At 56.1% G+C, this 26,058-nt stretch carries 21 protein-coding genes and 1 tRNA gene; 7 read left to right on the top strand and 15 right to left on the bottom strand.

The window, feature by feature from the left end; genetic code table 11:
• The first annotated feature begins 11 nt into the window (after nucleotides 1-11).
• On the top strand, nucleotides 12-2,033 hold the full coding sequence (locus tag IPM61_11025) for a TonB-dependent receptor plug domain-containing protein (GenBank protein MBK8911848.1): 2,022 nt from the start codon (nucleotides 12-14) through the stop codon (nucleotides 2,031-2,033).
• Between the two features lie 398 nt (nucleotides 2,034-2,431).
• Here the strand turns inward: IPM61_11025 and pckA are convergent, their stop codons facing one another.
• The 10 genes from pckA to IPM61_10975 form a co-directional block, all read right to left on the bottom strand.
• Nucleotides 2,432-4,045, bottom strand: coding sequence for a phosphoenolpyruvate carboxykinase (ATP) (pckA, locus tag IPM61_11020; protein ID MBK8911847.1), 1,614 nt, complete (start codon nucleotides 4,043-4,045; stop codon nucleotides 2,432-2,434).
• Between the two features lie 246 nt (nucleotides 4,046-4,291).
• Nucleotides 4,292-6,970, bottom strand: a complete 2,679-nt coding sequence (gyrB, locus tag IPM61_11015; GenBank protein ID MBK8911846.1) for a DNA topoisomerase (ATP-hydrolyzing) subunit B — start codon at nucleotides 6,968-6,970, stop codon at nucleotides 4,292-4,294.
• Nucleotides 6,971-7,036: 66 nt separating this feature from the next.
• A complete protein-coding gene (locus IPM61_11010; protein MBK8911845.1) occupies nucleotides 7,037-7,330 on the bottom strand; it encodes a DUF721 domain-containing protein in 294 nt (97 codons plus the stop codon).
• Between the two features lie 74 nt (nucleotides 7,331-7,404).
• A complete protein-coding gene (gene recF, locus IPM61_11005) occupies nucleotides 7,405-8,586 on the bottom strand; it encodes a DNA replication and repair protein RecF (protein MBK8911844.1) in 1,182 nt (393 codons plus the stop codon).
• Between the two features lie 17 nt (nucleotides 8,587-8,603).
• Nucleotides 8,604-9,722, bottom strand: coding sequence for a DNA polymerase III subunit beta (gene dnaN, locus IPM61_11000; protein ID MBK8911843.1), 1,119 nt, complete (start codon nucleotides 9,720-9,722; stop codon nucleotides 8,604-8,606).
• A 412-nt stretch (nucleotides 9,723-10,134) separates the two neighbouring features.
• Nucleotides 10,135-11,160 carry a CPBP family intramembrane metalloprotease gene (locus tag IPM61_10995; GenBank protein MBK8911842.1) on the bottom strand — a complete coding sequence of 342 codons (1,026 nt, stop codon included), beginning with the start codon at nucleotides 11,158-11,160 and terminating at the stop codon, nucleotides 10,135-10,137.
• A gap of 15 nt (nucleotides 11,161-11,175) precedes the next feature.
• Complete coding sequence (locus IPM61_10990) at nucleotides 11,176-12,168, bottom strand: hypothetical protein (GenBank protein MBK8911841.1); 993 nt, start codon at nucleotides 12,166-12,168, stop codon at nucleotides 11,176-11,178.
• 112 nt (nucleotides 12,169-12,280) lie between these two features.
• Nucleotides 12,281-12,670 (bottom strand): DUF3037 domain-containing protein, encoded by a 390-nt coding sequence (locus tag IPM61_10985; GenBank protein MBK8911840.1) that lies wholly within the window; start codon nucleotides 12,668-12,670, stop codon nucleotides 12,281-12,283.
• Nucleotides 12,667-13,509, bottom strand: a complete 843-nt coding sequence (locus IPM61_10980) for an aminotransferase class I and II (protein ID MBK8911839.1) — start codon at nucleotides 13,507-13,509, stop codon at nucleotides 12,667-12,669. The genes IPM61_10985 and IPM61_10980 overlap by 4 nt, the downstream gene beginning before the upstream one ends.
• Nucleotides 13,510-13,628: 119 nt before the next feature.
• A complete protein-coding gene (locus tag IPM61_10975; protein ID MBK8911838.1) occupies nucleotides 13,629-15,017 on the bottom strand; it encodes a hypothetical protein in 1,389 nt (462 codons plus the stop codon).
• 118 nt (nucleotides 15,018-15,135) lie between these two features.
• Here IPM61_10975 and IPM61_10970 point away from each other — a divergent pair, with 118 nt between their 5' ends.
• A complete protein-coding gene (locus tag IPM61_10970) occupies nucleotides 15,136-15,942 on the top strand; it encodes a CPBP family intramembrane metalloprotease (GenBank protein ID MBK8911837.1) in 807 nt (268 codons plus the stop codon).
• 38 nt (nucleotides 15,943-15,980) lie between these two features.
• Here IPM61_10970 and IPM61_10965 read toward each other — a convergent pair whose 3' ends face one another.
• Nucleotides 15,981-16,313: a lycopene cyclase domain-containing protein gene (locus IPM61_10965; protein ID MBK8911836.1), complete on the bottom strand. Its 333-nt coding sequence runs from the start codon at nucleotides 16,311-16,313 to the stop codon at nucleotides 15,981-15,983.
• Between the two features lie 82 nt (nucleotides 16,314-16,395).
• On the opposite strand from IPM61_10965, the gene IPM61_10960 reads away from it, so the two are divergent.
• The 5 genes from IPM61_10960 to IPM61_10940 all read left to right on the top strand — a co-directional run bounded on the left by IPM61_10960 (nucleotide 16,396) and on the right by IPM61_10940 (nucleotide 23,462).
• Nucleotides 16,396-16,995 (top strand): RNA polymerase sigma factor, encoded by a 600-nt coding sequence (locus IPM61_10960; GenBank protein MBK8911835.1) that lies wholly within the window; start codon nucleotides 16,396-16,398, stop codon nucleotides 16,993-16,995.
• Nucleotides 16,992-18,446 (top strand): T9SS type A sorting domain-containing protein, encoded by a 1,455-nt coding sequence (locus IPM61_10955; protein ID MBK8911834.1) that lies wholly within the window; start codon nucleotides 16,992-16,994, stop codon nucleotides 18,444-18,446. Before IPM61_10960 ends, IPM61_10955 begins: the two co-directional genes overlap by 4 nt.
• 58 nt (nucleotides 18,447-18,504) lie before the next feature.
• The gene (locus IPM61_10950) at nucleotides 18,505-19,242 is read left to right on the top strand and encodes a DUF1573 domain-containing protein (protein MBK8911833.1); all 738 of its coding nucleotides are present in this window, start codon (nucleotides 18,505-18,507) and stop codon (nucleotides 19,240-19,242) included.
• 407 nt (nucleotides 19,243-19,649) lie between these two features.
• Nucleotides 19,650-19,722, top strand: a tRNA-Ile gene (locus IPM61_10945).
• A 962-nt stretch (nucleotides 19,723-20,684) separates the two neighbouring features.
• The gene (locus IPM61_10940; GenBank protein MBK8911832.1) at nucleotides 20,685-23,462 is read left to right on the top strand and encodes a class I SAM-dependent DNA methyltransferase; all 2,778 of its coding nucleotides are present in this window, start codon (nucleotides 20,685-20,687) and stop codon (nucleotides 23,460-23,462) included.
• Between the two features lie 59 nt (nucleotides 23,463-23,521).
• Here the strand turns inward: IPM61_10940 and IPM61_10935 are convergent, their stop codons facing one another.
• From IPM61_10935 to IPM61_10920, 4 genes are all read right to left on the bottom strand, one after another.
• Nucleotides 23,522-23,950: an SRPBCC domain-containing protein gene (locus IPM61_10935; GenBank protein MBK8911831.1), complete on the bottom strand. Its 429-nt coding sequence runs from the start codon at nucleotides 23,948-23,950 to the stop codon at nucleotides 23,522-23,524.
• Between the two features lie 189 nt (nucleotides 23,951-24,139).
• The gene (locus IPM61_10930; GenBank protein MBK8911830.1) at nucleotides 24,140-24,517 is read right to left on the bottom strand and encodes a hypothetical protein; all 378 of its coding nucleotides are present in this window, start codon (nucleotides 24,515-24,517) and stop codon (nucleotides 24,140-24,142) included.
• Between the two features lie 431 nt (nucleotides 24,518-24,948).
• On the bottom strand, nucleotides 24,949-25,437 hold the full coding sequence (locus tag IPM61_10925; protein ID MBK8911829.1) for a Uma2 family endonuclease: 489 nt from the start codon (nucleotides 25,435-25,437) through the stop codon (nucleotides 24,949-24,951).
• A gap of 43 nt (nucleotides 25,438-25,480) precedes the next feature.
• On the bottom strand, nucleotides 25,481-26,044 hold the full coding sequence (locus IPM61_10920) for a Uma2 family endonuclease (GenBank protein MBK8911828.1): 564 nt from the start codon (nucleotides 26,042-26,044) through the stop codon (nucleotides 25,481-25,483).
• Nucleotides 26,045-26,058 lie beyond the last annotated feature (14 nt).

The following is a 26,058-nucleotide window of genomic DNA, read 5'->3' as shown; positions in this document are numbered from 1 at the left end:
TCCCAACGGCCATGACGAACGGCTTCGCATTGCTTGCACAACGCTTGCTTGCGCCACGGTGGACCGGGCTGACGCTTGTGCGGGGGCTGGTGGTGATCGCGCTGGCAATGGCGTGCGCCGGACCCGCAGCAGCGCAACCCGTGGGCGACACAACATCCACCAACCCCTCCCCCGCCGACACCGTTGCGCGCGCTGGCGACTCGCTTCGCCAGGAGCTTCTTTCGGTGCGGATTGGCGCGCCGTTGGGGAGCGTGGTTCCGGCACGCGGGGAAAGTGGATATCAGCTGTTGAGCAACCGCGAAATGGCGTGGCAGAGCTACTACACGGCAACCGATCTTCTCCGCCCGTATCTGCCCGCCTATCTGTTGTCGCACGGTGCGCCGGGGTTGCGCCGTGGGTTCAGCATTCTTGGCGCGGCCACCGACGCACTTTCCACGGCCTTCAACGGCCGACCGCTGCGGGACCTTGAACGGGACGCAATGGAGTTGGAGTTTTATCCGGCGGAGTTCACCGAGCGGATGGAGGTGCTTTCCGGTGCGCGCGCGCTGCTGTACGGAAGCGGCGAGGCGTTGATGGGGGTGAACATGGTTGCGCCAGCGTTCGACGTTGTTGGAAGCTACGCCAGGGTGTGGTATATCCAAGGTCCGAATAACAACACCGGGGCGGACCTCACGTTTGCCCGCAACACCTCGGCCACAACAAACATCAATCTTGGCTTCCGGCGGATGCCCAGCGATGGCGCGTATGGCAACCAAGATGTTTCCGGCTGGAGCGCGCGCGGAACCGTCCGGTGGCGGCCATCGGCGGGGCTGGGGCTGGCACTGACGGAGTTGTTCAGCGACCACACCCACGGAGCCAACGGCGGGCTGACTCCGGAAAGCGCGTTCAACCCACAAAGCGTCGGGGCCGCCGTGCGCCACGGCGAACTGCACGACGAAACGCTTCGCCACGACCTTACCCTCTCCGCCCAATGGCATCCGTTGCTGGGAACCACGCAAAGCACCGAGAGGAACGGCGGCGACAGCACCACACGGTTCGATGCCAACCTTTACTACTCCTTTGCCGAGCGAAGCCTGCTGGTGGCCGACACCCTTGCCCCGATTGACACCGTGGAGGACCAACCCACCATGATGCGGCGGGACCTTCTTGGAGGAAGGATTGCTGCGCGATTGCCGCTGGCGTTCGCACTGCTGGAAGCCAACGGCCTGGCCGAATTGCACGGCAACGGAAAGCTCTATCTGGAAGCCGGTGGAATGCTGAGCTTGAACGCGTCGGACGTTGCCGAAGTAAGCGGCGCGGCAAAAATTCACCGAAGCCGTGGCGGCGATTACTTCTCGTTGGCAGGGGAAGGAAATCTGCGGCTGGGGGATTCGGTGCGGCTGTTTGGTTCCTACCGGCAAAGCATCGAACTGAACAGCACTCCAGTGGTCCCCGTGTGGTCCCTTCCCGACAGCAACAGCGCGTTCAGCCAGTGGTTTACGTCGTCGTTTCTGGAGGCGGGGGGCGAGCTTCGTGGCGGCGGGGTTTGGCTGCGCGGCGCGGCGTATCTGCGCCAGGCAACGCCCCGTGCCGGCAACGCCAACCTTAAGGCCCACACCATCACCGCTGCGGACCTTCGCGCAAGCATTCCGCTCAGCATTCTTCGGCTTGACATTCACCTTCTTGGAACCCTTCTTCCCGATAGCGACAAGCGGTTTCCGGCATTTCACGGAAGCGGAGATTTATACGGTGAGTTCCGATTGGTCCAGGGGAATTTGAACTTGCGTGTTGGAACAACGTTGGAATTCCAAACGGAGCTGCAAGGGGCGGAGTATGAGGTGATGAGCGGTGAGTTTATCTATCCAAGAACGGCGGCGCGGCAGCCGGAGCAGCTTTATCCAAACTGGGGGGTTTATGCCCGCGCCCGGCTTGGCGATGCGTACCTGCGTGCCGAGCTTCGGAACATTCTTGACGCGGAATTTTGGTCGCTCTATCGCTACCCAATCTGGGAGCGCGCGCTCTACCTGAGCGTGACGTGGGCGTTTGTGGATTAAGGCGGCGACCCGCGCGGTAGCGGCAGGTCTTTAGCCTGCCCAGGGAGCGAGACACCGAAGGCTAAAGACCTTTTATCAATCCCGACGAAGGTCGGGACGGCTACCCGCGCGGTAGCGGCAGGTCTTTAGCCTGCCCAGGGAGCGAGACGCCGAAGGCTAAAGACCTTTTATCAATCCCGACGAAGGTCGGGACGGCTACCCGCGCGGTAGCGGCAGGTCTTTAGCCTGCCCAGGGAGCGAGACGCCGAAGGCTAAAGACCTTCGGCTACCCGTACGGTAGTGTCCCCGATTTTTGTCGGGACGGCGACCCTCAAAAAAAACAACACCGGAAGGATTGGCGGTGCAATTCTCCCGGTGTTGTTTTTTTCATCTCTATCCTTCCCCTCTATCCCGCTTGCTTACCCCGCCATTTCGCGGACACGCGGCGCGGCGGCGCGGATTTCCTCGGCAGTTCCTTCCTCAAATTTCTTGAAGTTCTCGATAAACAACCCTGCCAGTTTGTAGGCTTGGTCATCGTAGGCGTTCGGGTCGCTCCAGGTGTTGCGTGGGTTCAGGACTTCGTCCGGAACGTTCGGGACGCTGGTGGGAACCATCAGGCCGAAGATCGGGTCCTCGCGGTACTCGGCGGTATCAAGCTGGCCGGCAAGCGCGGCGTTAATCATGGCGCGAGTGTAGGCAATTTTCATCCGGCTTCCCACGCCAGCCGGTCCGCCGGTCCAGCCGGTGTTCACCAGCCAGCAGTTCACCCCGTGCTCCTCAATCTTCTTCCCCAACAACCCGGCATAGACCGACGGGTGATGGATCATAAACGGCGCGCCGAAGCAGGCACTAAATGTTGGCTGCGGTTCGGTCACGCCTTTCTCGGTCCCAGCCACCTTTGCGGTGTAGCCGCTGATGAACTGGTACATCGCCTGCGGGGTGCTCAGCTTTGAAATTGGCGGCAGCACGCCGAAGGCATCGGCGGTAAGCATGATGATATTTTTTGGATGGCCACCAGCCGAACCTGGCGCAATTCCCGGGATGAAATCAAGCGGATAGGCGGCGCGAGTATTCTCGGTGTATTTGGCTTGGTCAAGGTCCACTTCGCCGGTTGCCGGGTCCACCACCACATTCTCCAGAATCGTTCCGAACATCTGGGTGGTGGCGTAGATCTGCGGCTCGGCCTCGGCACTCAGCTTAATCACTTTTGCGTAGCACCCCCCCTCAAAATTGAACACACCGTCGTCGGACCAGCCATGTTCGTCGTCGCCAATCAGCAGGCGGTTGGGGTCGGCCGAGAGTGTGGTTTTTCCGGTTCCCGACAACCCGAACAGCACGGCAACATCCCCTTCCTTCCCAACGTTGGCCGAGCAGTGCATCGGCATGATACCGCGCAACGGAAGCAGGTAGTTCATCACCGAGAAGATTGATTTTTTGATCTCGCCAGCATAGGAGGTTCCGCCAATCAAGATCAATTTTTGGCCAAGGTCAAGCAGGATGAACGTGCCGGTGCGGGTTCCGTCAACTTCCGGGTCCGCTTCCATCGAGGGGACGTGGACGATGGTGAAATCGGGCGCAAAGTTGGCATCGCTTCCCCCCGCTTTGCTAAGGGGGATGAAGAGGGTTTGGCTGAACAGATTCTGGTAGGCGTTGGTGTTGACAACGCGGACGTTCAGGCGGTAACGGGGGTCGGCACCGACGTAGCAATCGGCCACGAAAACATCTTTGCCAGCAAGGAACCCTTTGGCTTTATCCAGCAGTGCGTTGAATTTGTCCTGCGGGAATTCGCGATTGACCGATCCCCACCAAACGTGATTTTCGCTTGATGGCTCGCGGACAACAAAGCGATCCTGTACCGAGCGGCCCGTGTGCTGCCCGGTAAGCACCGCAAGCGCGCCGCCACGGGTAAGGTGCCCGTCGCCACGAACCACCGATTCCTCCACCAGCCGCGCGGTGGTGCCGTTGTAGATAATCTCCCCCACGTTCGTGATACCGAACCCCTCCAATTGTTGCCTGATTGCGTCATTGCTCATACGGCGTTCTCCAGAATTAGTAGGATATGTTGAACTGCGTTTTGAAGGTAGCAGAAAGGGAACCGAAGCCAAGCACCACGCTGGTGGATTGGCCTGGCCGTCGGGCATTTCTGAAGGTGAAATGCGGATGCAAAGTTCGCACCCAGACGGCAAACCAAATGTAAGAGAAAAGATGTAAAAGCAAAGGGGATACCTGCAAGAAGTCAGGTATCCCCAGAAGATTTTTTTGCCGGAGTGGTCCAGCCGCTACACGTCTAGGTTCCGAACATAGCGTGCGTTCCGCTCGATAAACTGGCGGCGCGGCTCCACCGAATCCCCCATCAGCGTCTCGAAGATATGGGCGGCGTGCTGGGCGTTCTCGATCGTCACCAGCTGCAGGGTGCGGGTGTCGGGGTTCATGGTGGTTGCCCAAAGCTGCTCAGGGTTCATCTCTCCCAGCCCCTTAAATCGGCTGATGACAATGCCGTCGCGGGTGCGGCCAACCTCCTCATACTCTGGCTCCTCCCCTTCTTCGGTTGGGGCGGCGGTGGCGGCGGCACTGGTGTCCTTGCGTAGGCGTTTCAAGATTTCATCACGCTCGGCCTCGTCGTAGGCATAATATTCCCCTTTCCCTTTCTTCACTTTGTAGAGTGGAGGCATGGCCAGATAGATCTTTCCTTCCTCGATCATCTCCCGCATATAATTGAAGAAAAGCGTCAGCAGAAGGGTGCGGATGTGCGCGCCGTCAACGTCGGCATCGGCCATCAGGATTACTTTGCCGTAGCGGGCCTTGCTGATGTCCAACGTTTCGCCGAAGCCCACGCCAAGCGCGGTAAAAATTGCGCGAATTTCTTCGTTCTCCAGCACCTTATTAATTCGCGCTTTTTGGACGTTCAGCACCTTTCCACGCAGCGGCAAAATTGCCTGCGTACGGCGGTCGCGGGCGGACTTTGCGCTGTTGTGCACAAACACGCCATCGGCCAAGGCAAAATTATGGGTTGTGGGAACTTCAAGATCATAGACATCCATCCCCTGATCCAACCGCTCAATTTTTACAATTCGGTGGTTGTAATTCTGAACAGCCTCAACGGCTTTGCTGGTGTCTCCATTAAAATATCTTTGGCAAAAGGTCTCGAAACTCAACAGCGATTTATTCCGCGTGGCAATGCGGTGATTGCGGTATGCCGCAAGGTCTAACGTGTTGCACGTCACCTCAATTTCTTTTAGGGCAGCAAGAGTGTTGTTGTACTCAGACTTCGGATTCCACACCATCTCATACCCGTTAATGGTGATCCCCGGCTGCTTCATGTCGGAGAGTTTGCGATGTAGCGGCATTAACGAATCGCTGGTTTTTAGTTCCGCAGCGGCTTTATAGCTTCCGTCCCGCAACATAAATCGGTGGTCGGGAGTGCAGACGATTTGCTTCCCATTATCAAGGGTGACACGAATAACCTCAGCATTCGCCTTTGTCATTCGCACGTTGATAATGCGCTCAAGCCCCACCGTCCCATTATGGCGAATCGTATAGCAAAAATTCTCTTTCCCTGCTTCTTGCTCGGCAAGTAGCTCAAAGAAATTGAGATTACGTCCATCAGCTAACGCGATTTTTGTATCTCCAGAAAAACACCCGCCGGCGCTGTCGCCTTCCACCAAGAAAATCTCACAATGTTCGGGGTCTTCAATGGAGCAATCGGCAAGTTTTCCGGGGAGCGTCATGCTTTCCATTGCGTTTTTGCGGCGCACCAGCTCGCGCGATTTCCGCGCAGCTTCACGCGCTTCCGCTGCCGAAAAAACTTTATCAATAATTGCCTTCCCAACTTTTGGATTTTCTTCCAAATATTGCGTTAGCACATCGCCAAAAATGGAGCGGACGATGCCGTCAACTTCGCTGTTCCCCAGCTTGGTTTTGGTTTGGCCTTCAAATTGCGGTTCGGCAACTTTCACGGAAATGACCGCGGTTAATCCCTCACGAAAATCCTCGCCGGTCAGCGTCAGTTTTTCATTTTTCAGCAGCTTATTTTTTTGCGCGTAAGCGTTCAACGTTCGCGTCAGTGCCGAACGGAAACCGCTGACGTGCGTCCCCCCTTCGTGGGTGTTGATGTCGTTCACGTAGCTGAACACATTTTCGCTGTAGCCGCTGTTGTATTGGAAGCAAATTTCCACCGGGGTGTTTTCTTTTTCCCCGGAAATCATCACTGGCTTTATCATGGCCGTGCGGGTGCTGTCAATATATTTCACGAAGCCGACCAAGCCATCTTTATAATGGAACACTTCGCTGATTCCATCCTCCCGTTCATCGGTCATGGTGATGGTGACGGTGGGGTTTAGGAAGGCAAGCTCGCGCATCCGTTCGGCAAGCGTATCCCAGCGATATTCCGTGTTTTTGAAAATGCTGGAATCGGGGCGGAACCATTGGGTGGTCCCGGTTTCTTTTTTGGACGTTGTGCCAATTTCCACAACATCACCTTGCGGGGTTCCCTGGCGATATTCTTGGCGATAAATTTTCCCGTCGCGCTTAATTGTGGAGATCATGTGTTCCGACAAAGCATTCACCACCGAAACGCCCACGCCGTGCAATCCGCCGGAGACCTTGTAGGCATCTTTATCGAATTTTCCGCCGGCGTGAAGGATGGTCATCACCACTTGCAGCGTGGAGATTTTTTGGGTGGGGTGCATCCCCACCGGGATTCCCGATCCGTTGTCGCTAACGGTGATGGAATTATCCTTGTGGATGGTGACGCTGATGGTGTCGCAGCGGCCGGCAAGGGCTTCGTCAATGGAGTTGTCAACAACCTCGTACACAAGGTGATGAAGGCCGCGAACGCCGATGTCGCCGATGTACATTGCCGGGCGTTTCCGCACCGCTTCAAGCCCTTCCAGCACCTTGATGCTGTCCTCGCTGTACCCGTTTCCGTTGGTCGTTGTTGTAACGTCGTGATCTGCCATTAGCTTGGTTGTATGATTGATTGTTGTTGACTGCTGATACCTGCTGCCGATCTGTGCCGCCGAATTTTACCTTACCACAATTTCCTGCACCACATCTGCGCCAAATCGTTCGTTCACTTTCCGTTGTATTTCTTCGCGGCGGAGCATTATTTCGTTCCGCCACGTCGCGCTTTGCACGCTGATAAACATTGTGCCTTTATCAATGCGGTCCACGATTGCGTGTTTGGCAATGGTTTCGCCAACAATTTCCACCCAATAGGTTGGGACCGATTGTTCTTTCAGCTTATCATCAAGCCCGTTGTCGCGAAGCCATTGCTGGATTATTGAACCGATGGAGTTTGGCATTGCATGAAATATCATTCGATGAAACTACTGTTGCTTGCGATCAAAACTGAGAGAATCACGGCCATTCATTGTTGCTGCTGAACAGAGCATTATTGAGTTGCATGTTGGGCTGCTATATCCATAATGCTATCCCCAACCTTTGCCTCGATATTTCCCCCTACCACCTCAATATTTGCCTCCGATTCTCCCAACGTTCTTCCCCGCAGGAAGGGGAGCAGGTCGAACGAAACGACCGTTAAAAACACTTGCGCAAGGTTGCGGGTAAGGTCGTACACACGCTCGGCGCGGCGTGCGTCAAGCTCGCCAAAGATGTCGTCCAACAGAATGATTGGCGTTTCGGCGCATTGGTTGGCAAGGTAGTGGAACTCCGCCACCTTCAGCCCAATCAGCAGCGTTTTATGCTGCCCCTGGCTTGCCGAAACCCGCACATCCCCGCCATTAATCTCCATCCGAATGTCATCCCGGTGGACACCGAACAGCGTTGTGCCGCGCCGTTGCTCCTCGGCAGCCACTTGCTGGCTTCGCAGCCATAGCAGGTCGCGGTAGTCGGCAACGGAGGCGCATGGCGTGCGGGAGCAATCGGGCTGGTAGCGGATGGTGACCTCATCGGCCCCGCCGGCAACATCGCTGGCGGTTTGCCGCAGCAACGGCTTGAACTCCTCGATGAACCGCGTCCGCTCCATCATCAAATGGGCGGCCCGCTCAATCAACCCTTCGTCGTACGTTTCAATCAGGTTCCGGTCCACCGGGCGGCGGTGCTTCAGCGCGGCGGCCAGCACCGCGTTCCGCTGTTTCAGGATGCGGCGGTAGTGGATTAAATCCTCCAGATACCGCCGCTTTGCCTGCGAAATCACCATATCAACAAACCGCCGCCGCTCCCCGGGTCCGCCACCGCTGATTGCCTTCATGTCGGGAGAAAGCACCACCGTTGGGGCCGTGCCAATCACCTGCGCAGCGTTCCCCGCCGGTGTGCCATCCAGCCGGATGGTTTTGCCCAGGGTAGGATCGTAGCGAAGGTCGAACCGGCGGCTTACTCCATAATCGCTTACCCCCTCCACCGACGACTCCAGGAACTTCTCCCCCCGGCGAATCAAGCTGGCATCGTTGGTTCCAACAAAGGAACGGGTAAGGGTGCAAAGCGAGATCGCCTCAAGGATTGAGGTTTTCCCCTGGCCATTCATCCCCGTGATGATGTTCACCCCATCGGCGGCCAGCAGTTGGGTTGCCGTGTGGTTGCGGATATTCCTGAATGTGAGGCGACGGATGCGCATTGGAGTAAGCCCAGGGGTCAGGAGTTCAGCCGCACCGGCATCAGAAGCATCAGCACTTCCTGCCCGTTCGATTTGCCGTAGGGGGAGATCAGCGACGGGCGCAACGGCGTTGAGAAATCGAACGCCACTTCGTCGGCCTCGATGCGGTCCAAGGCCTCGCGCATGAATTGCGAGTTGAAGCCGATCTCCATTTCCGATTCGCTGTAATCGCACGGAACATTCTCGAACGCTTCCCCGCCGGTGTCAACGTCTTCGGCTTGGATGCGGAGGGCGTTGCCGGCCAGCTTCAGCCGGACTTGGCGGGTTTGGGAGTTGCTGTACAGGCTGACCCGTTTCACCGATCCCAGAATGTCGTCGCGGCGGATCACCATTCGTTTGTCGTTGGCTTGGGGGATCACGCTTTCGTAGTTCGGATAGGTTTCGTCAATCAGCCGTGCGGTGATGGTGGTTGCGCCGTCGGTGAAACGGACGTGGGTGGCGTTGGCTTCCAGCGTCATCTGCTCGGCCCCGAAGGCTTTGTGAACCAGCTGCAAGGCTTTTGGGGGAACAATCACATCCACGTTGTCGGCAACGTGGGGCTGCATTTCGTGGTCAATCACCCGCACCAACCGGAAGCCATCGGTGGCAACCGAGCGGATTTCGTTCGGGCGGAATTGGAACAGCACGCCGGTCATCGCCGGGCGGAATTCATCGGTGGAGCAAGCGAAGCTGGTCCGGTCCACCATGCCGCTAAACTTGGCCGACGGAAGGGTGATGGTGATTTTGGGATCGAACGCAGCAAGCTGGGGGAACTCCGCAGCATCCATCCCGCTTAGGCGATACTCACCGCTGCCGGTGTTGAGCAACGTCCGCTTGCTGTTCATGTCGGCATCCATCGTAAGCTCGCCAAGCTCCAATGCCCGAACCGTATCCACCAAGCGGCGAGCCGGAAGAAGCAACGCGCCGTTTCGTTCGCCGCGAACCTCAAGGGTGGTGGTCATGGTGATGTCCATATCGGTAGCGGTCAGCGACAGGATGGAGCCTTCAAGCTGAAGCAGAACATTCTCAAGAACTGGCATTGGCGAGCGCTGCGGAATCGCACTGGAGATGCGGCTTAATGCTTGCGCAAGGTCTTTAACGGGGACGGTAAACTTCATGGTTTGCTTTGCGGTTGGAAGTTGGAAAAATGGTGTTCAGGAAGTGCTCAAAAGTACGAAACGGAGGGGGGGTGGCAATGCCGAATCTTCACCTTTTTTTGGTAAAAATTTTGCCTGCTTCGGACGATCGGCATGAAGAATAAAAAGCGGCGAAATCTTTCACATTTCGCCGCTTTTCTTGTTCTCTGCGAAGCGTCCGTTTTGGCCTGCGGCATCAACTTGCACGCGGTTCTATCCAAGCTCCATTTGGATACCTTCCAACTTGGCTCTTGGCCGCACTCTTTCCGAAGTTTGCTGGCCCCGATTTGCCCAAAGCAATGCCCACTCCACAACTTCCCCACCCCCTTCCCAAGCAACCCACAAAGCAGCGTGCGAAGCCGAACGAACTTCTACTCTAACTGACTTGGAACTCTCACAAGGCAGGAAGCACCGATGCCTCCTCCTTGCTTCCCGTCAGCCGATGCACGGCAAACAGGAGCAGCAGGCAGATGACGGTGCTGATAAGCACCACCTCCATCGAAAAACTGTCCGACTCCCCGGCAAGTTGCGGGTCCATTGTGCCAAGGTACAGAAGCAGAACCACCATGAAGTTGTTGGTGAAATGGGCAACCATGCCCGGAAGCAGGCTTTGGGTGCGGAAGTAGAGATAGCCCAGAAGAATCCCCATCAGCGCAAGGGTTGGAAGCCCAAGCGGCTGGAAATGGAACAGCCCAAACAACACGCCCGTTACCCAGATGCTTCGCGCGCCAAGCCCCCGCTCGAACGTCCGCTGCACGTAGCCACGGAAGAAGAGTTCCTCGCAAATCGCCGGGGTAACGGCGATCACAAAACTGAGCACCAGCAACTCCGGAAACGAACTGGCCGTGAACAACTCCTCCAACTCCTTCATCGAATCCTCCTTTACTCCGAACCAATCCATCAACGCCTGCGAGAGGTAGTTTGCCGGGGGAATGAAGGCGATGGTGAGCAATGGAGTAAGCAGCATCACCCGCCAATTGGCAGCGCGAAGGCGGAGGTAGCGCGCCACGCTTCCAACGGGGCCAACGTGCCACCGGCGCACCACCCACCACGCGGGAAGGGCCATAAACAGATATTGCGAGATCGTAAGGGCAACAAGAAGCGGGGTGCGAAGTTGGATAAGAACATCGGCGGTGTCCAGCTCGCCTTCCGCGCCGGAACCTGCGCCGCCATCAAGCAGCAGCGCGAATAACGAGGGGACCAACAGAAGCACTTGGCCGAACATGTAGATTGCGCCAATCAGCAGCATTCCAACCACCGCAGCACTTATTGGGCTTCGCTGTTTCCGCTCCCAGGTCCCGTCTAATTCTGGTGGAGTAGAATTATCGGCATCGCCAACACCAGCAGCAGCCGGCTCCTCGGAACCGGCTGCCAATTCTGGAAAAAGCGGGAGTTGATTATTGGGCGATTCAGTGTTCATGAAAAAATAGAAACGTTACGAGGGAAGGAAATTATTCTCGTTGTTTTCATGTTCTTCTATTTCTTCCAAATCGCCGTGGCGTGCGCACGCATCATAATACATCACCACTTGGTAGGCGGGTTGCACCATCAGCCCAAGAATTGTTTGAACGCCAATAATAATGCCGAACCCTGGCCCCATTCCCGCAAACATCTCAGCCAATGTGCGGAGTTGTTCCGCTGGGTTGGTGCGGTTTCCCGCAGTAAACATATCCATGTAATTCCCCCAAAATCCTGACATAGCAAATAATTGGATTGGGGTGCTAATAATGGAAATAGCAATGCTGGAAATAATTCCCAGCAATATTCCTATCCCCAGCACGCGCCAGAATTGCCCGCTCACCAAATCGGAACTGCGGCGGAAAGAATCGAGCACGCTGCTCTCCTCGTTCACAATCACTTGCGGGGCAAAAAGCCACCGGGTCCAGCACCAAATCGCTGCAACGATTATCCCAGGGATTGCAAGCAGCGCAAGCCAGGGGGAGATAGAAATAAGCAGTAGTGCCGCCAGGTATATTCCCGTTAACGCCATCCAAAAAAGGATTTGCTGCGCCAGCAATCGCCACATTGCCCCGCCGAACGCATTGCGCAAGGCTTCGTTCCAAGTGATATCCACCCCATCAACTTCGTGGCAATTAATCCGGGTAATTGCCGCCTGGGCCGCAAACAAACCGACGGCGAACAGAAATCCTCCGGTTAGCATTAATGGCAAGGAAGAGAGAAGCGACGTTAGCATCCCCCGCGCTTCCGATTCGGTAAGGGTGGAACTGGTTTCTGCTGTTTCGGCAAAGGAAAGCATCATTGCCGAAAAATCTTGCATGATGTTTCCCAGAATAACCGACAGCACAATCGTCAACGGCAAAAGAATTATTACGGCAACAACCGACGTTCGCTTGATGGTTTTGCCGATAAGTTTTACCGTTTTGTCCAGGATGTCGCCAAGGTCAAGCGGTTTCGTAATAAGTGGCATGATGTGTGTTGTTGATGTGTGTGCCAGAGAATGATTTCATGCAGGATAAACGCTCTATTTTTTTAATAATTCACCTTGATTTTTGAACGTATTTCCAACACCTCCCCCAAAATTAATCGCCGCATTGTTCGTGGCAAAGGCGTTGCAACGCTTCATCCAGATTGCGGCAACGCCCGGGATGCACCGGCGAAGTTTGGATCACCGCCGAACGCGGAGCCGTTAGCCAATGGAACCGCTCCGAAGCCGGAAGCAATCCCACCATTCCCCCCGCCGCCCCGCCATCGCATACCCGCTGGTAGCCCTCCGCAAATCGCTGAAGGAGCGCAACGTCAAAGCCGGGTTGCAGCGCGCCCAGGCGTTGGGCCGAAATATGGAACGCCGCGCGAAGATACCCCGATTGCCGCGCCAGCAGCACCACCCCAATGTTCACAAATGCTCCGGTGTGGACCAGCGGCACGCACCGCACAACGGCATAATCGAACAGATGCCACCCATCGTTCATCGGCGGTACTCCTTGGGAGGAAGGGGGTGGCGTTGCCGCGTTTTCCGCGCTTCTTCGGCGGCGGAAACGAACTCACGCTGGCCGCCAAGCCTCTGCTGGAAATATTGCTGGTAGGCTTGGCGGTTTTCCTCCGGCGTGGGGAACGACGGCGCAACGCCAGCCGGGGCATCCATCAGCAAATCATCGGGGACGGAATTAAGGATTTCGGCGATACGCTCTGGCGGAAGCAGCGGGCGCAACCGCTCGTCGGCCTCGGCAATGCTGCCGGCAAACGGAAGCAGCACGTGGTCGCGGATTGGCGCAAAAGGGGATTGCGACGTGGCATCGGTAACGCCCCCCCAATGATGATGGAAATAGAGCGCGGCCCCGTGGTCAATCAGCCACAATCCATTCTTCCAAAACATCATGTTCGGGTTGCGCGGCGTGCGGTCAATGTTGGTGGCAAAGGCATCCAGCCAAACAATGTTGGCGGCAACGTTGGGGACAACATCAATGATGGTAACGGGGTCGAAGTTGTACGCCCCTTCCAGATAGCGCGCACCAACGTTGATCCCGATGCTTCCGCGAAGGATGTCCTGGATTTCGGGGTCCGGCTCGGTTCGGCCAAACGATTCGCCAATCTGAATCAGCGCAAGCGATGGTGTTGGAAGCCGCAACGCCGTTGCGAACGATCCAACGATAATCTCGGCAATAAGGGCTTTTGCCCCCTGGCCCGCCCCGCGAAACTTCGCCACGAACATCCCACCATCTTCGGTGTCTAGAATTGCCGGAAGCGAGCCGCCTTCGCGAAGCGGCGTTACGTAACGGGTGGCCTGATAGGTTGGTAATGAAGGGTTCATGGGCCGCAACTTACGGGAAAGAATGAAAAACGGAGGGCTGCCTTGGCGTAGCTACGGCAGCCCATTTGTGGTTTGGAAAATTTTTCAGGAGCGTTCGATTGGTGTTTTCCCCATCATCATCACCACCGCCACAACACCGACACCACCGGCGCAATCGCCAGATTCTCAACTGTTCCCCCAAGTGCCGAGGTGAAGACCAGCCCTTCGGTGTTGGCAAGGTCCATGCCAAGCCCGGCGTCGAACGCCCAACGCTCGCCGAACCAACGCGCAGTCACCACCACCGGGGCAATTCCGCTTGACTCCAGAACGTAGCCTTCGGCAGCCATTTTGAATCCGCGCCCCAGAGTGATATCGCCGCCAATGGCCAGCACCGCCGCCTTCCGGTTGAACGTCTCGAACGGCGTGACGTGGTGCTTCCATGTGTAGCCAACAGCAAGGTTCAGCCGCGCCGTGCGGTCGCCATAGCTTGCAACGGTGAACGGAGCCGCAAGGGTGATCTCCGATTCAGGAATGGAGGAATATCCCAAATGTCCCCCAGCCGCCACGCTCAAAGCCCCTTCGCGCAGGAACTCCCACTTTGCGCCGATTGTCCCAACCAGCAGCTGGCTGATTGCCGCCGGCACGTAGCTTCCCCCGCCAATCACCGTCAACCGGTCGGTGATGCCGTAGCCGCCAATCAATCCAACCACGTCGTAGCTGCCGGCGAACGCCTGCCCCTTCCCCACCGACTCGGCTGTTGGCATGACGATGTTGCGGAAGGTTGTGGGATCGGTCAGCGGCGGAAGCAGCGCACGGATGGAATCTTTCGTGCTGATGACTGGCGGCGGCGGTGGCGGCGGAACCGGAACGCTCTGGGTTGTGATCGGTTTCTCGATGGTGTAATGGGTTAGCCCGCCGTTTGGCTCACCCCGCCGCATGGCAAGCCGGATGGTGTCGGTGCGGTTCTCCACACGCTCGGCACGGAAGCAGACCTGATATTTGAAGTCATCCCCCCGGGCAATCCATTTGCCATGTTCTTTTGGTGGCATAATCACCCGATACTGCGGGTTGGTGACGAAGATCGAGTCAACTTCGCGCGGGTCCGAGGTGTTGATGAAGCATTGCAGGCAGGTGTCGCGGCCAATCATCACGGGGCCGGAACGCTCGTGGCGGATCGTCCAATTTTCGGAGTTCACGCTGACCGATGCAAACTCCCCATCGCAATCAAATACCGTGAAGTTGACCGTCTCAACCGGGCTGGAGTTCAGCACCAGAACACGGACGTTCACCTCCTTCGGGCAGCCGGTGATGTTCGGGGCAAACGGCTGCACACCCCGTGTGCTGGTTGCCCGAATCCGCTCGATGCCACGCGGGTGCTTGATGGTGACGATGTTCTCGCCGTTGTAGAGAATCGTGGGGTAGATGGTCGGTTGCGCCTGGGCAATCAACCCGGTAATGGCGGGCAACAGCAGCAGCAACAGCGGGCGAACCCGCCGGTTTCTGGATTGAGGAGCAGAGCAACGGTGCATGATGGGAATCGGGTCGGTAGTTGACTTCGCGCGTGAAATTACCCGATGGGTAGAACTTTGGTTACGCCGTGCGTAGTTTGTGCCGAAGCAATCCGAACGACGCAAGAACAACAAGGCCATGATAACACCAACCGAACAAACTTCCCAGCCCCCAGTTTCCACACGGCTGGAGCGCGCGCTGAACCCCGCGCTGATGATGAACTACCGCCGCGAATACCTGCGGCTGACCACCACGCTGACCTACGGATTCCTGTTCACCCTTCCCCTTGTGCTGATCTACGAGCTTGGCACGTGGATACTTCACACCGGCGGGATCAGCAATATCCAGAACGGAGCCGACGTGATGGTGAAGCGGGTGTTGGAGATGGTGGGCCTAAGCGGAACCCTTGCCGTCAGTGCGTTGCTGCTGCTGCTTGGGGGAATCATTTATCTGTACGAACGCCGCCACAACTACCCGATCATCCCTCGCTACTTTGGCTTCATGGCTGCCGAAAGCGCGGTCTATGCCGTGGGGAGCGGGCTGCTGGTCCAGACGCTGGTGGCGAACCTGTTCAGCTTGAACATCCCCGCGCTATCGGCTGGGCCAAGCGGGCCGGGATTTTTCGAGGCGATTGTCCTTTCCTTTGGCGCGGGCTACTACGAAGAGTTCGTCTTCCGGCTGCTGCTGGTGACGGGGCTGTACGGGGTGATGCAATGGGCAAAAAACATCGGCGACCGCAGCCGATACGCCATTGCAGCGGTTGTTGGGGCGTTGATCTTCAGTTGGATCCATTACATCGGACCGCTGGGCGATCCGTTCGAGCTGTGGAGCTTCACTTTCCGGTTCCTGATGGGGCTTGCGTTCAACGCGCTGTTTCTGCTGCGGGGGTTCGGCGTTGCGGCCATGACCCACGCCCTGTATGATGTCTGGGTGATGGCGTTGTAATCGCCGCTGCGGGCCGGTCGCTATCTCTATTTCCATCTCTATTTTTCTTGCTCCATTTCTTTCCGCTCCGAATCGTCAGGAACCGGAAGGAAATGGAGCGCGACCAAGCAAACAGCAATCGTTTCGATGATGAAGAACAGCAGTTCCTCAACCGGCAAGTGGTCTATCCGCAGCGCCACCCGCTCTTCGGGGAACTGCCAGATTCCCTGGCCGATAGCCCAGTTATCCCACGGGAACGTAAACGCCACCACCACAAGCAGCACAACCCCCAGCCAGCGAAGATGAACGCGCCGCAGCCGTTTCCGCGCCAGCCAACCAAGCAGTGCCAACAGCGGCAAATTGAAGTACAGATGAAACTCGAAGTAGGTCATCGCAAGATTTTTTTTTTCGCCAATGTAACCTTTCCCCCGTGCGTGTCACTTCCCCGCAAACAGATCGCAAGATTTTAACCCAATGGCCTCCGAACTCCATGATCGTCAGCAGCGTTTTATGGCACTGCTACGCCCTCTTCAGCCGAACCTTGACCGCTTCGCCTATGCGATGGCACGGGACCGGGAGGAAGCGCGCGACATCGCCGGGGAAACGATCCTGATTGCGTGGGAACGGTTTGAGAGCGTCCGCCAGCCCCAAGCATTTCTGAGCTTTCTGTTCACCATTGCCACCCGGGTTCACCGGAAACGCCGCGCCTACCAGCAGCGGCATCCCCAACTTCCCGATGGCCACGTTGCCGATTTGTACGACACCTCCACCCCGCCAGACATCGCCGCCGATGTTGGGGCGCTCCACACCGCGTTGCAGCAACTCCCCGAAAAACAACGCGAAGCGGTGATGATGTTCGAGTTGCTGGGATTTTCGATGAAGGAAATCCAGCAAATACAAGGGGGGACGCTGGTTGCCGTAAAAGTCAGGATTTCGCGGGGGAGAAAGCGATTGGCAGAATTATTGGGAGTGCGCAAAACCCAACCTGACCAGAGCCACAAACGGGAAATGGAAACGGAAATGCCCAGCGGCATCGAAACATTGAAATTCTCATCATTTCATTCTAAGCCATGATGAACACGAACCGCACCATAGAAGAGGTTTTCAGCAACGCTCGCAAAACCACGCCCAAACCACTCTACTCGGTGGAGCAGGTGCAGGCAATGATTGCAGAAAATGGCGGCGCGGGGCAGCAAGCGTTTTCCAAATCACTCATTAAAAGGAGAATTGTCATGGGAGTCGTTTCCTTGACCGCAATTGCTGGAATTATTGCGGGAATTTCGTGGTGGGGTGGCGCAGATACGCCCCAAACAACAGCCCCAGCAACGCAAATGCTGCCTACTCCAAACAGCACGCAAAATAAAAACGAGGCTTCGGCCCCGGCGCAGCTTGAAATTCCGCCGAAGCATTTTTCCGTTGCCCAGCAGAATTTCCCCAGCAAGAATCGCCACGCAAACCAGCCGCCAGCAAAAAGCAGTGCACCAGAAATTGCTGGCGCAGCGCAGAATTCAATTTCTGAAACTCAGCCTTCGCAGGTCGGGGGAAATTCCGGCAACCTGAGTGCCAACGATGACAACCGCCAGCCGGTAAATCAGGACAGCATTCAAGGCGTTCAAAAAATACAGCTGACCCCGGAAGAGTTGCAGAAAATTGGAATTCTATTTGATGGCCACACGCTTACGATTCAAACCGAAGACAAGCAGGATAATCGGTTTGCGGTGAAGAGCGTTTCCATTGACAGCAACGATTATTATGAGAAGGGAACCACGATAAACAACGCACAATCGCTGCCGGTTGCCCCCATCATCGTGGCATCGCATTGGAACCAAGGGGTTAAGGCCTCCAAAGCCTTCCTGCGGTTCGTGGATAATTCTCCATTTTTTGAATCCTTATCCATGTCGAGAAAAGAATTGGAGCGCGAGGCCATGAAATTCAACAACCTTGATGGCCCCAATCTTGAGAAGCCGGTTCCAACAACAACGAACGGATACCCCAAGCTAAGCCGATTAATTCCGATTTACGTGCGGCTTGGAAGCGGAACCATTGAAGGGACAAATAAAAAATATGGAGCCGATGTTTACCTGTGGTATTATCCAACTCCAGAATTTGTTTTGGCACTCCCTTCCCGCTACCGCATTCCGTTGCAGCAGGAGCTTGACGCAATCACCGACGTGGTGGAATGCCAAATGCCGGTGGGCCAAGCCTGCGAGCGATTAACCGGCGAAAAAACGTTCTTCGATTTTTGCCGGAAAAGCAGCGGGGCCATTGCTGCGGTGCAAGCCTATCCCAACCCAGCTTCGGGAAGCATCAACTGCCGCTACCAGCTGACGAACCAGCGCGCAATCACAATCACGCTCCATGACCTTTCCGGGAAATTCCTTCGGGAACTTGTGCCAACGCAAAGCGTCACAGCGGGTGTTCACCAGGCGCAATTATCGCTGGTGGGACTCACCCCCGGCGCATATCTGATTGCCGTGAAAACCGACACCGGCGATCAAGCAGTTCAACGAATTATTGTTCAGTAATAACGCGATCAACAAACAAACGATCAATCAACCAACAACACACAAACCAAAAAACGAGATGAACACGAAAAAAACAATCCTTGCGTTTGCCATTGGCATATTCATGGCCGGGGCAGTTGCGGCGCAAGCGCAATCGGCGGGGAAATTGGAGGTTATTGGCGGCAATACCTTTGACTGGGGAAACGTGAAGCCAGCAACGCTGACAACCACGCTAAAAGTGAAAAACATTGGAAGCGGCCCGCTGACGATTAAAGAAGTGAAAAAAAGCTGCGGTTGCACCACGCCAACCGTTGCCAAAAATATCCTTGAGCCAGGGGAGACAACGGACATCGGAATTTCGGTGACGGCATCCACCTCCACCGGGCATATTCAAAAAAATATCACCATCATCACCGATGGCCCCGAAACTCCATCGGTGGCGGTGACGCTGAAGGCGAATATTTTGCGCGATGTCACGGTGTTCCCGTCGTGGGTGCAGGTGCTGAACGGGAAAATCGGGGACGCATCCACCTCCACCGTAAAAGTGACGAACAGCGGGACCGCGCCGCTGACGCTGCAGGCCCCCACCAACGCCAACGCCAACGCCGACATCAGCTTCGATCTATCGTCGGAACTGACGCTGAAGCCAGGCGAATCGCGTGATATTGCGGTGACGGTGAAGCCAACCGAAGTGGGGAATTTGCGCGGGGCAATCACCATTAAAACCAGCAGCATGGAGCAGCCGGAAATCCGCCTGGAACTTGCCGGCAACGCAGTGGCCGCCGATGCCGCACCAGCAAACAAGAATATGCGCTAACCCGCAACCGAAAACTCCCGTTTACCACCGCAATGGGGAAGCAAGCCAACGCTTGCTTCCCCATTCGTTTTGCTGGAGAATCACAAACCCATAAACCGTATCTCCACGTGCGGAACATCAATGCTCCATCTCCCCGGTAGCCGCCCCGACCTTCGTCGGGATTGATAAAAAATCTTTAGCCTTCGGCCCCCCCCACTTAAGGGTAGCCGAAGGTCTTTAGCCTTCGGCGCTCCTCACTTAAGGGTAGCCGAAGGTCTTTAGCCTTCGGCGCCCGCTTCATCCTCGCCTCCAAAATCAAGTTGCCCCAAGCTGGCGGCCACCACCACACCTTTTTGCAATCCAGTTTGCCGCGAAGGCCGATTCTGCTTGGGAAAGGGTGCTATATTTGCACCCCGATTCAGAACGGAGGGCCCTTAGCTCAACGGTTAGAGCAGTGGACTCATAATCCATTGGTTGGGGGTTCAAATCCCTCAGGGCCCACACTCACTTTCCGGCTTCGACCGCGTAGCGCGGCAACGATTGCCGAACGTCCCGATGAATAGCCGGGCTGGAAGTATCCAACAAAGGGGAAGCGAAGGCTTCCCCTTTTTGCTTTGCCTCCACAACCTTTGCCGGCTCCGTGCAACACGAGCCCTGAAGGAGCGACCTCCATCTGGGTGGATATTTTGTTGAGGGTCTGGATTTCCAATGCGTGCCGTCGGTGCAAGGTTGATGGATCAATGAGGCTGCCCCTTCAGGGCGGTGGGATTTTTTTGTGGTGGTGTGGATGTTGGGGGGGACGATTCCCAGGGCGCTGCCCTGGGCTATGATAGTCTGCCCCTTCAGGGCGACCCATACCAACCCAAGAACCCACCCTGGAAAAAGAACCAAACCCCGTGCAACACCAGCCCTGAAGGGGCGACCCATACCAGCCCAGGGCATCGCCCTGGGAAAAACCACACCACGCAACACCAGCCCTGAAGGGGCGACCTCCATCTGGGTGGATATTTTGTTGAGGGTCTGGATTTCCATGCCGTCGGTGCAAGGTTGATGGATCAATGAGGCTGCCCCTTCAGGGCGGTGGGATTTTTTTGTGGTGGTGTGGATGTTGGGGGGGCGATTCCCAGGGCGCTGCCCTGGGCTATGATAGTCTGCCCCTTCAGGGCGACCCATACCAACCCAGGAACCCACCCTGGAAAAAGAACCAAGCCACGTGCAACACCAGCCCTGAAAGGGCGACCCATACCAGCCCAGGGCATCGCCTTGGGAAAAACCACACCACGCAACACCAGCCCTGAAGGGGCGACCTCCATTTGGGTGGATATTTTGTTGAGGGTCTGGATTTCCAATGCGTGCCGTCGGTGCAAGGTTGATGGATCAATAGGGCTACCCCTTCCCTTTACCACGTCCCCTCCCTTCCATATCTTCGGCCAAAACCGAAACGCTCATCATATCTGGAATTCATGACTCCCCAAGAATTCGTTCATAAGTGGAAGAAAAGCACCCTCACCGAACGCTCCGCCTCGCAACCTCACTTTATTGACATTTGCCAGATGATCGGGCACCCGACACCGGCAGACGTTGACGCGCACGGCGAATCCTTCACTTTCGAGAAAGGAATCGGCAAGCAGATTGGCGGCAAAGGATTTGCCGATGTCTGGAAACGCGGCTTCTTCGGCTGGGAATACAAGGGGAAGCATAAGGATCTTGATGCCGCCTACAACCAGCTCCTTAACTACCGCGAAGCCCTGCAGAACCCGCCGTTGCTCGTTGTCTCCGATATGAATCGGATCGTTATTCACACCAACTTTACCAACACGGTAAAGCGGGTGATTGAACTTGGGCCTGACGACCTTCTTACACCCGACGGGATGCGAACGCTGCGGCGAATCTTCGAGGAACCCGAATCCTTCAAAGCTGAACAGACCACCGAAGCGGTCACGGCGGAAGCGGCAAAACAGTTTGCTGTCTTGTCGGATATGCTGCGCAAGGCCGGAAGCGATCCACACACCGCAGCACACTTCCTTATCCGGCTCCTGTTCTCCCTCTTCGCTGAAGACGTTGGCTTGCTTCCGAACGAGACGCTGAAACGGAGTATCGAAGCCACAAAGCGCAACCCAGAAGAGTTCGCCCGCTTGCTGGGGCAACTCTTTGGCATCATGGCAACCGGCGGGTTCTTCGGGCTGGAAAAAATCCCCCATTTCAACGGAGCCTTGTTCGACGACGATTCGGTGCTCCCCCTTGACCGCGACGCGCTGGACATTATCGAAACCGTTAGCCGGATGGATTGGGGAAGCGTCGAACCCTCCATCTTCGGAACACTGTTTGAACGGAGCCTTGACCCCGCCAAGCGTTCGCAGCTTGGGGCCCACTACACAAGCCGGGAAGATATTCTGCTGATTGTTGAGCCGGTCCTGATGCGCCCGCTGCGCCGCCGCTGGGAGGAGGTCCGCGCGCAAGCGGAAGAACTTCTGCGGCGGCGCGAGGAAGACGACACCGACCGAAAAAAACAGAACCGCCAACAGGAGCTAAGCCGGTTGCTGGTATCGTTTGCCGGAGAGATTGGAAAGGTCCAGGTATTGGACCCGGCTTGCGGAAGCGGGAACTTCCTCTACATGGCGTTGCGGAACCTGCTGGATTTGGAAAAGGAGGTGATTCAATACGCCGGCAGTGTGGGGGTGGGAACCTTCTTCCCCTCGGTGAACCCGGCACAGTTGCACGGGATAGAGATCAACCCCTACGCCTACGAACTGGCAAGCGTGACGATCTGGATAGGGTACATCCAATGGCTGCGGGATAATGGGTTCGGATTCCCCGCCGAGCCGATCCTGCGCCGACTGGACAGCATCGAAAACCGCGATGCAATCCTTGCCTTCGACGAAGAAGGAAAACCCTACGAACCAGAATGGCCCGCCGTTGACGTGATTATTGGAAATCCACCGTTTTTGGGAAGTAGAAAAATGCGGGAAGTTTTAGGGGACAGTTATTGCGATTCGCTCATAAAGACCTATTCGGGACGAATTGAAGGGCTGCCAGACCTCGTTTGTTATTGGTTTGAGAAAGCTCGACAACAAATTGCTGATAAGAAAACTAGTTGTGCCGGATTGATTGCAACGCAGGCAATTCGTGCCGGTTCAAACTTAAAGGTGTTGGAGCGCATAATTCAGACAGGGGGAATCTTTTTGGCTTGGAGTGATAACGCTTGGAGTGTTGACGGTGCAAACGTTAGAGTTTCAATAGTTGGTTTCGACGACGGTTCCGAACAGGTTTTACAGCTTGACGGAAACCTTGTGAAGAATATCACCCCGAATTTAAGATCAGGCTTGAATTTGGGGGATGCAGTGTCATTAAAAGAGAACTTGCAAAGAGCTTTTCAAGGAGTAGTTCCAAGAGGCCAGTTTGCCTTGTCGGCTGAAGATGCTGAACGAATGTTACTGGCTGTTGGAAATCCAAACGGCAGACCTAATTCTGATGTTATCAAACCCTTTATCAGTGGTGTTGATATTGTTAGGCGACCACGCAACGAATTTATCATTGACTTCGGAGTTCGTGCATTGGAAGAAGATGCAAGTATGTACGCTGCGCCATTTGAATACCTCCGTGAGCACGTGTATCCTATGAGGCAAACAACCAATCAGAAAGCCTCACGTGAGATATGGTGGATTCATTGGAATTCCCGGGATGCAATGCGCAAAGCTCTTTCCTCATTGTCTCGCTATATAGCTACGCCTCGGGTTGCAAAACATAGAATCTTTATTTGGGTGCCTACAACCGTTTTACCGGACACAAGGGTTTATGCAATTGCGCGGGAAGATGACTATTTCTTCGGAGTCCTGCATTCTTCCATTCATGAAAAATGGGCTTTGGTTATGGCTTCTCGTCATGGAGTGGGCAATGATCCAACATATAATGCTGGAAGTTGCTTCGAAACCTTCCCCTTCCCCTACCCTCCCGGCAGTGAGCCAACCGGCGACCCGTGCGTTCTGGCGATTGGGGAAGCGGCAAAGGAACTGGTGGAGAAGCGGGACCGGTGGCTGAACCCGGAAGGGGCAACGGAAGCGGAGTTGAAGAATCGCACGCTCACGAACCTCTACAACCAGCGGCCAACATGGCTGGACCTTGCCCACAAGAAGCTGGACAACGCCGTGTTCGATGCCTACGGCTGGCCGCGTGACCTTACCGAAGAACAAATCCTTGAACGCTTGCTTGCGCTGAACTTGGAGCGTGCGGGGGCGGCATAACGCCCTTGCCACGGGTTGGATTAATCCAGCAGGGTGAAACTCTCTCCCCCCCCCCGCAGCTATTGCTTTGGCTGTTCGGCGTGCTGTTTCAGTGCGGCGGCAAATTCCTGGAACACCGGCTGCAGGTCGGGGATGGAGCGGGTGATCAGCGGGGCCATCAATCCGGTGAACTCCTCGCGCATGGCGAACTCGGTGCTGCCGTTCGGTTGCTCGGTCAGGGTGTAGGTTCGCTCCCCTTTGAACAGGCCCAGCGGCATCCCCCCGGTCCAGACCATTTTTTTGTTTGGGACGAACTGCGTCACCCGCACCGGGAACGCCCGTTTCGGATTCACCTTCACGAACACACTCACCTTTTGGCCCACGGCAATCTCCCCAACAATCTTCTCCACGGTGGTGTTCCATCTGGTCCAGTTTGGGGCATCGGTCAGGATATTCCAGATCTTCTCCGCCGAGGCGGCAATGATGGTGCTGACGCTGAATGCTTTCATGGCTGAAGCTGTTGTTGGTTAGCATTGAGTACGAGCAGCGTGCGGGCGCACGGCTGTGTTCCTCCACAAAGAACGAAAAAAAATACGCCCCGACAGGTCGGGGCGGCTGTTGCGGTTTTGATCTTTTCCCGAAAACGACCCGAAGCGTTCCCCCATTCTTGGAGGGGAAGGGGCGGGCTGGGGTGTTTTTTAATCTTGCATCACATCCATTCCTGCCACGTGGTCGTTGTCGTCGAATTTAATCGCCAGATAGTTGGGACCCGGAAGCAGGCCGCGGCCTTCGCCAAGCGTGTACATCATCTGGTAGCCGTAGGAAGTGAAATAGCTTTCTGGTTCGGCTGCGCCAAGCAGCTGCAGCACTTGGCGTTGGGACCGCCCGTTGAGCAAGCCTTGGTCCAATAGATCATTCACCATTGCAAGGCGTTCGTTGTTGGTTTTATCGCCAGCAACTTCTTTCCAGACCTCGCTACTGAACGGTTTGTCGGGGACGGAGGGACGGAAGGCAAGAACCCCGGCCACTGCGGCGGCCAGAATAATTCCAGAGATGGCAAAAGCGCGCTTGTTCATGCTGAGTTAGGGATAGTGTTGGATAATCAGGAGGGCTTCAGTAAGCAGCCAATGCGGGCGAACATAACCGTAGCAGGGAAAAAAGCAAGTGCAAAAATGGAGTAGGGTGGAAAATATTTTGCGGAAAATATTTCTACGAACCCCCACGAACAGTCCCCCTCCTTGGAGGGGTGCCCGATAGGGCGGGGTGGGTTCGGGGAAACGATTCACGGCACGGCTCTTTGCGTTGGCCCCAAAAGTTTCTGATCCTGAAATTCCCAAATCAATGCTCGGTTCGGCGGCTCCCCCGATCCCCGATCCCCGTCCCCCCCCAATCTACTTCCCTGAAAAAATCGCTCCCATCGTTACTCCAAACCCCGCCAGCACCAACGACTTCACGCGACCACGGCCACCCGATGCCGATGAATGCAAATCGTACTCCCCTTCCTCGTTCAACACCAACACCTCCACCGATTGGCTGGATGGATCACCAGCCAGTACTCCTTCACCCCATGCTTCCGGTACAGCTTCAGCTTGCTGTGACGGTCACGAGCCAGCGACCCGGGTGAGATGATCTCCACCACCAAGTCCGGCGCGCCAAACACCCCACGCTCCTGGCAGATGCTGCTCCGCTCATTGCTGATAAACACAAGGTCCGGCTGCACAACCACGGAGGGGCTTAGGATCACATCAATCGGCGCGTGAAATAGCTTGCCCAGTTGGTGGTGGCGTTTGGCATAGCCGAACATCCTGAAAAAGAGTGAAGAAGAGGCCAACTGGTGTCCGATGCTTGGTGCTGGTGCCATCACTAACTCTCCGGCGATGATCTCATAACGGCGGTCGTCGTCCAACTTCAGATACTCCGCGTAGGTCCAGCCATGCTCCGGCTGGCGGAGCGGCATCCGGGCTTTCTGCAAACGATGTTCTGCGGTTGTTGGCATGGCGTGTAGCTCCCCTTTGGCGATCGGTCTGGACGGTCTTGATCTACTTCCCTGAAAAAATCGCTCCCATCGTTACTCCAAACCCCGCCAGCACCAACGACTTCACGCGACCACGGCCACCCGATGCCGATGAATGCAAATCGTACTCCCCTTCCTCGTTCAACACCAACACCTCCACCGATTGGCTGGATGGATCCACCAGCCAGTACTCCTTCACCCCATGCTTCCGGTACAGCTTCAGCTTGCTGTGACGGTCACGAGCCAGCGACCCGGGTGAGATGATCTCCACCACCAAGTCCGGCGCGCCAAACACCCCACGTTCCTGGCAGATGCTGCTCCGCTCATTGCTGATAAACACAAGGTCCGGCTGCACAACCACGGAGGGGCTGAGGATCACATCAACGGGGGCATCAAGCACCTCCCCTGCTTTGTGCTTTGCCACGAAGCTGATTAGCCGATACCCAAGATCGCGCGAGACGCGCTGGTGTCCGATGCTTGGTGCTGGTGCCATCACTAACTCTCCGGCGATGATCTCATAACGGCGGTCGTCATCCAACTTCAGATACTCCGCGTAGGTCCAGCCATGCTCCGGCTGGCGGAGCGGCATCCGGGCTTTCTGCA

The sequence above is a fragment of the Chlorobiota bacterium genome (assembly GCA_016710285.1).
Classification (GTDB): Bacteria; Bacteroidota; Ignavibacteria; order OLB7; family OLB7; genus OLB7.
Note: the sequence above shows the minus strand (reverse complement) of the source record. Positions and strands in the feature narration are given on the sequence as shown.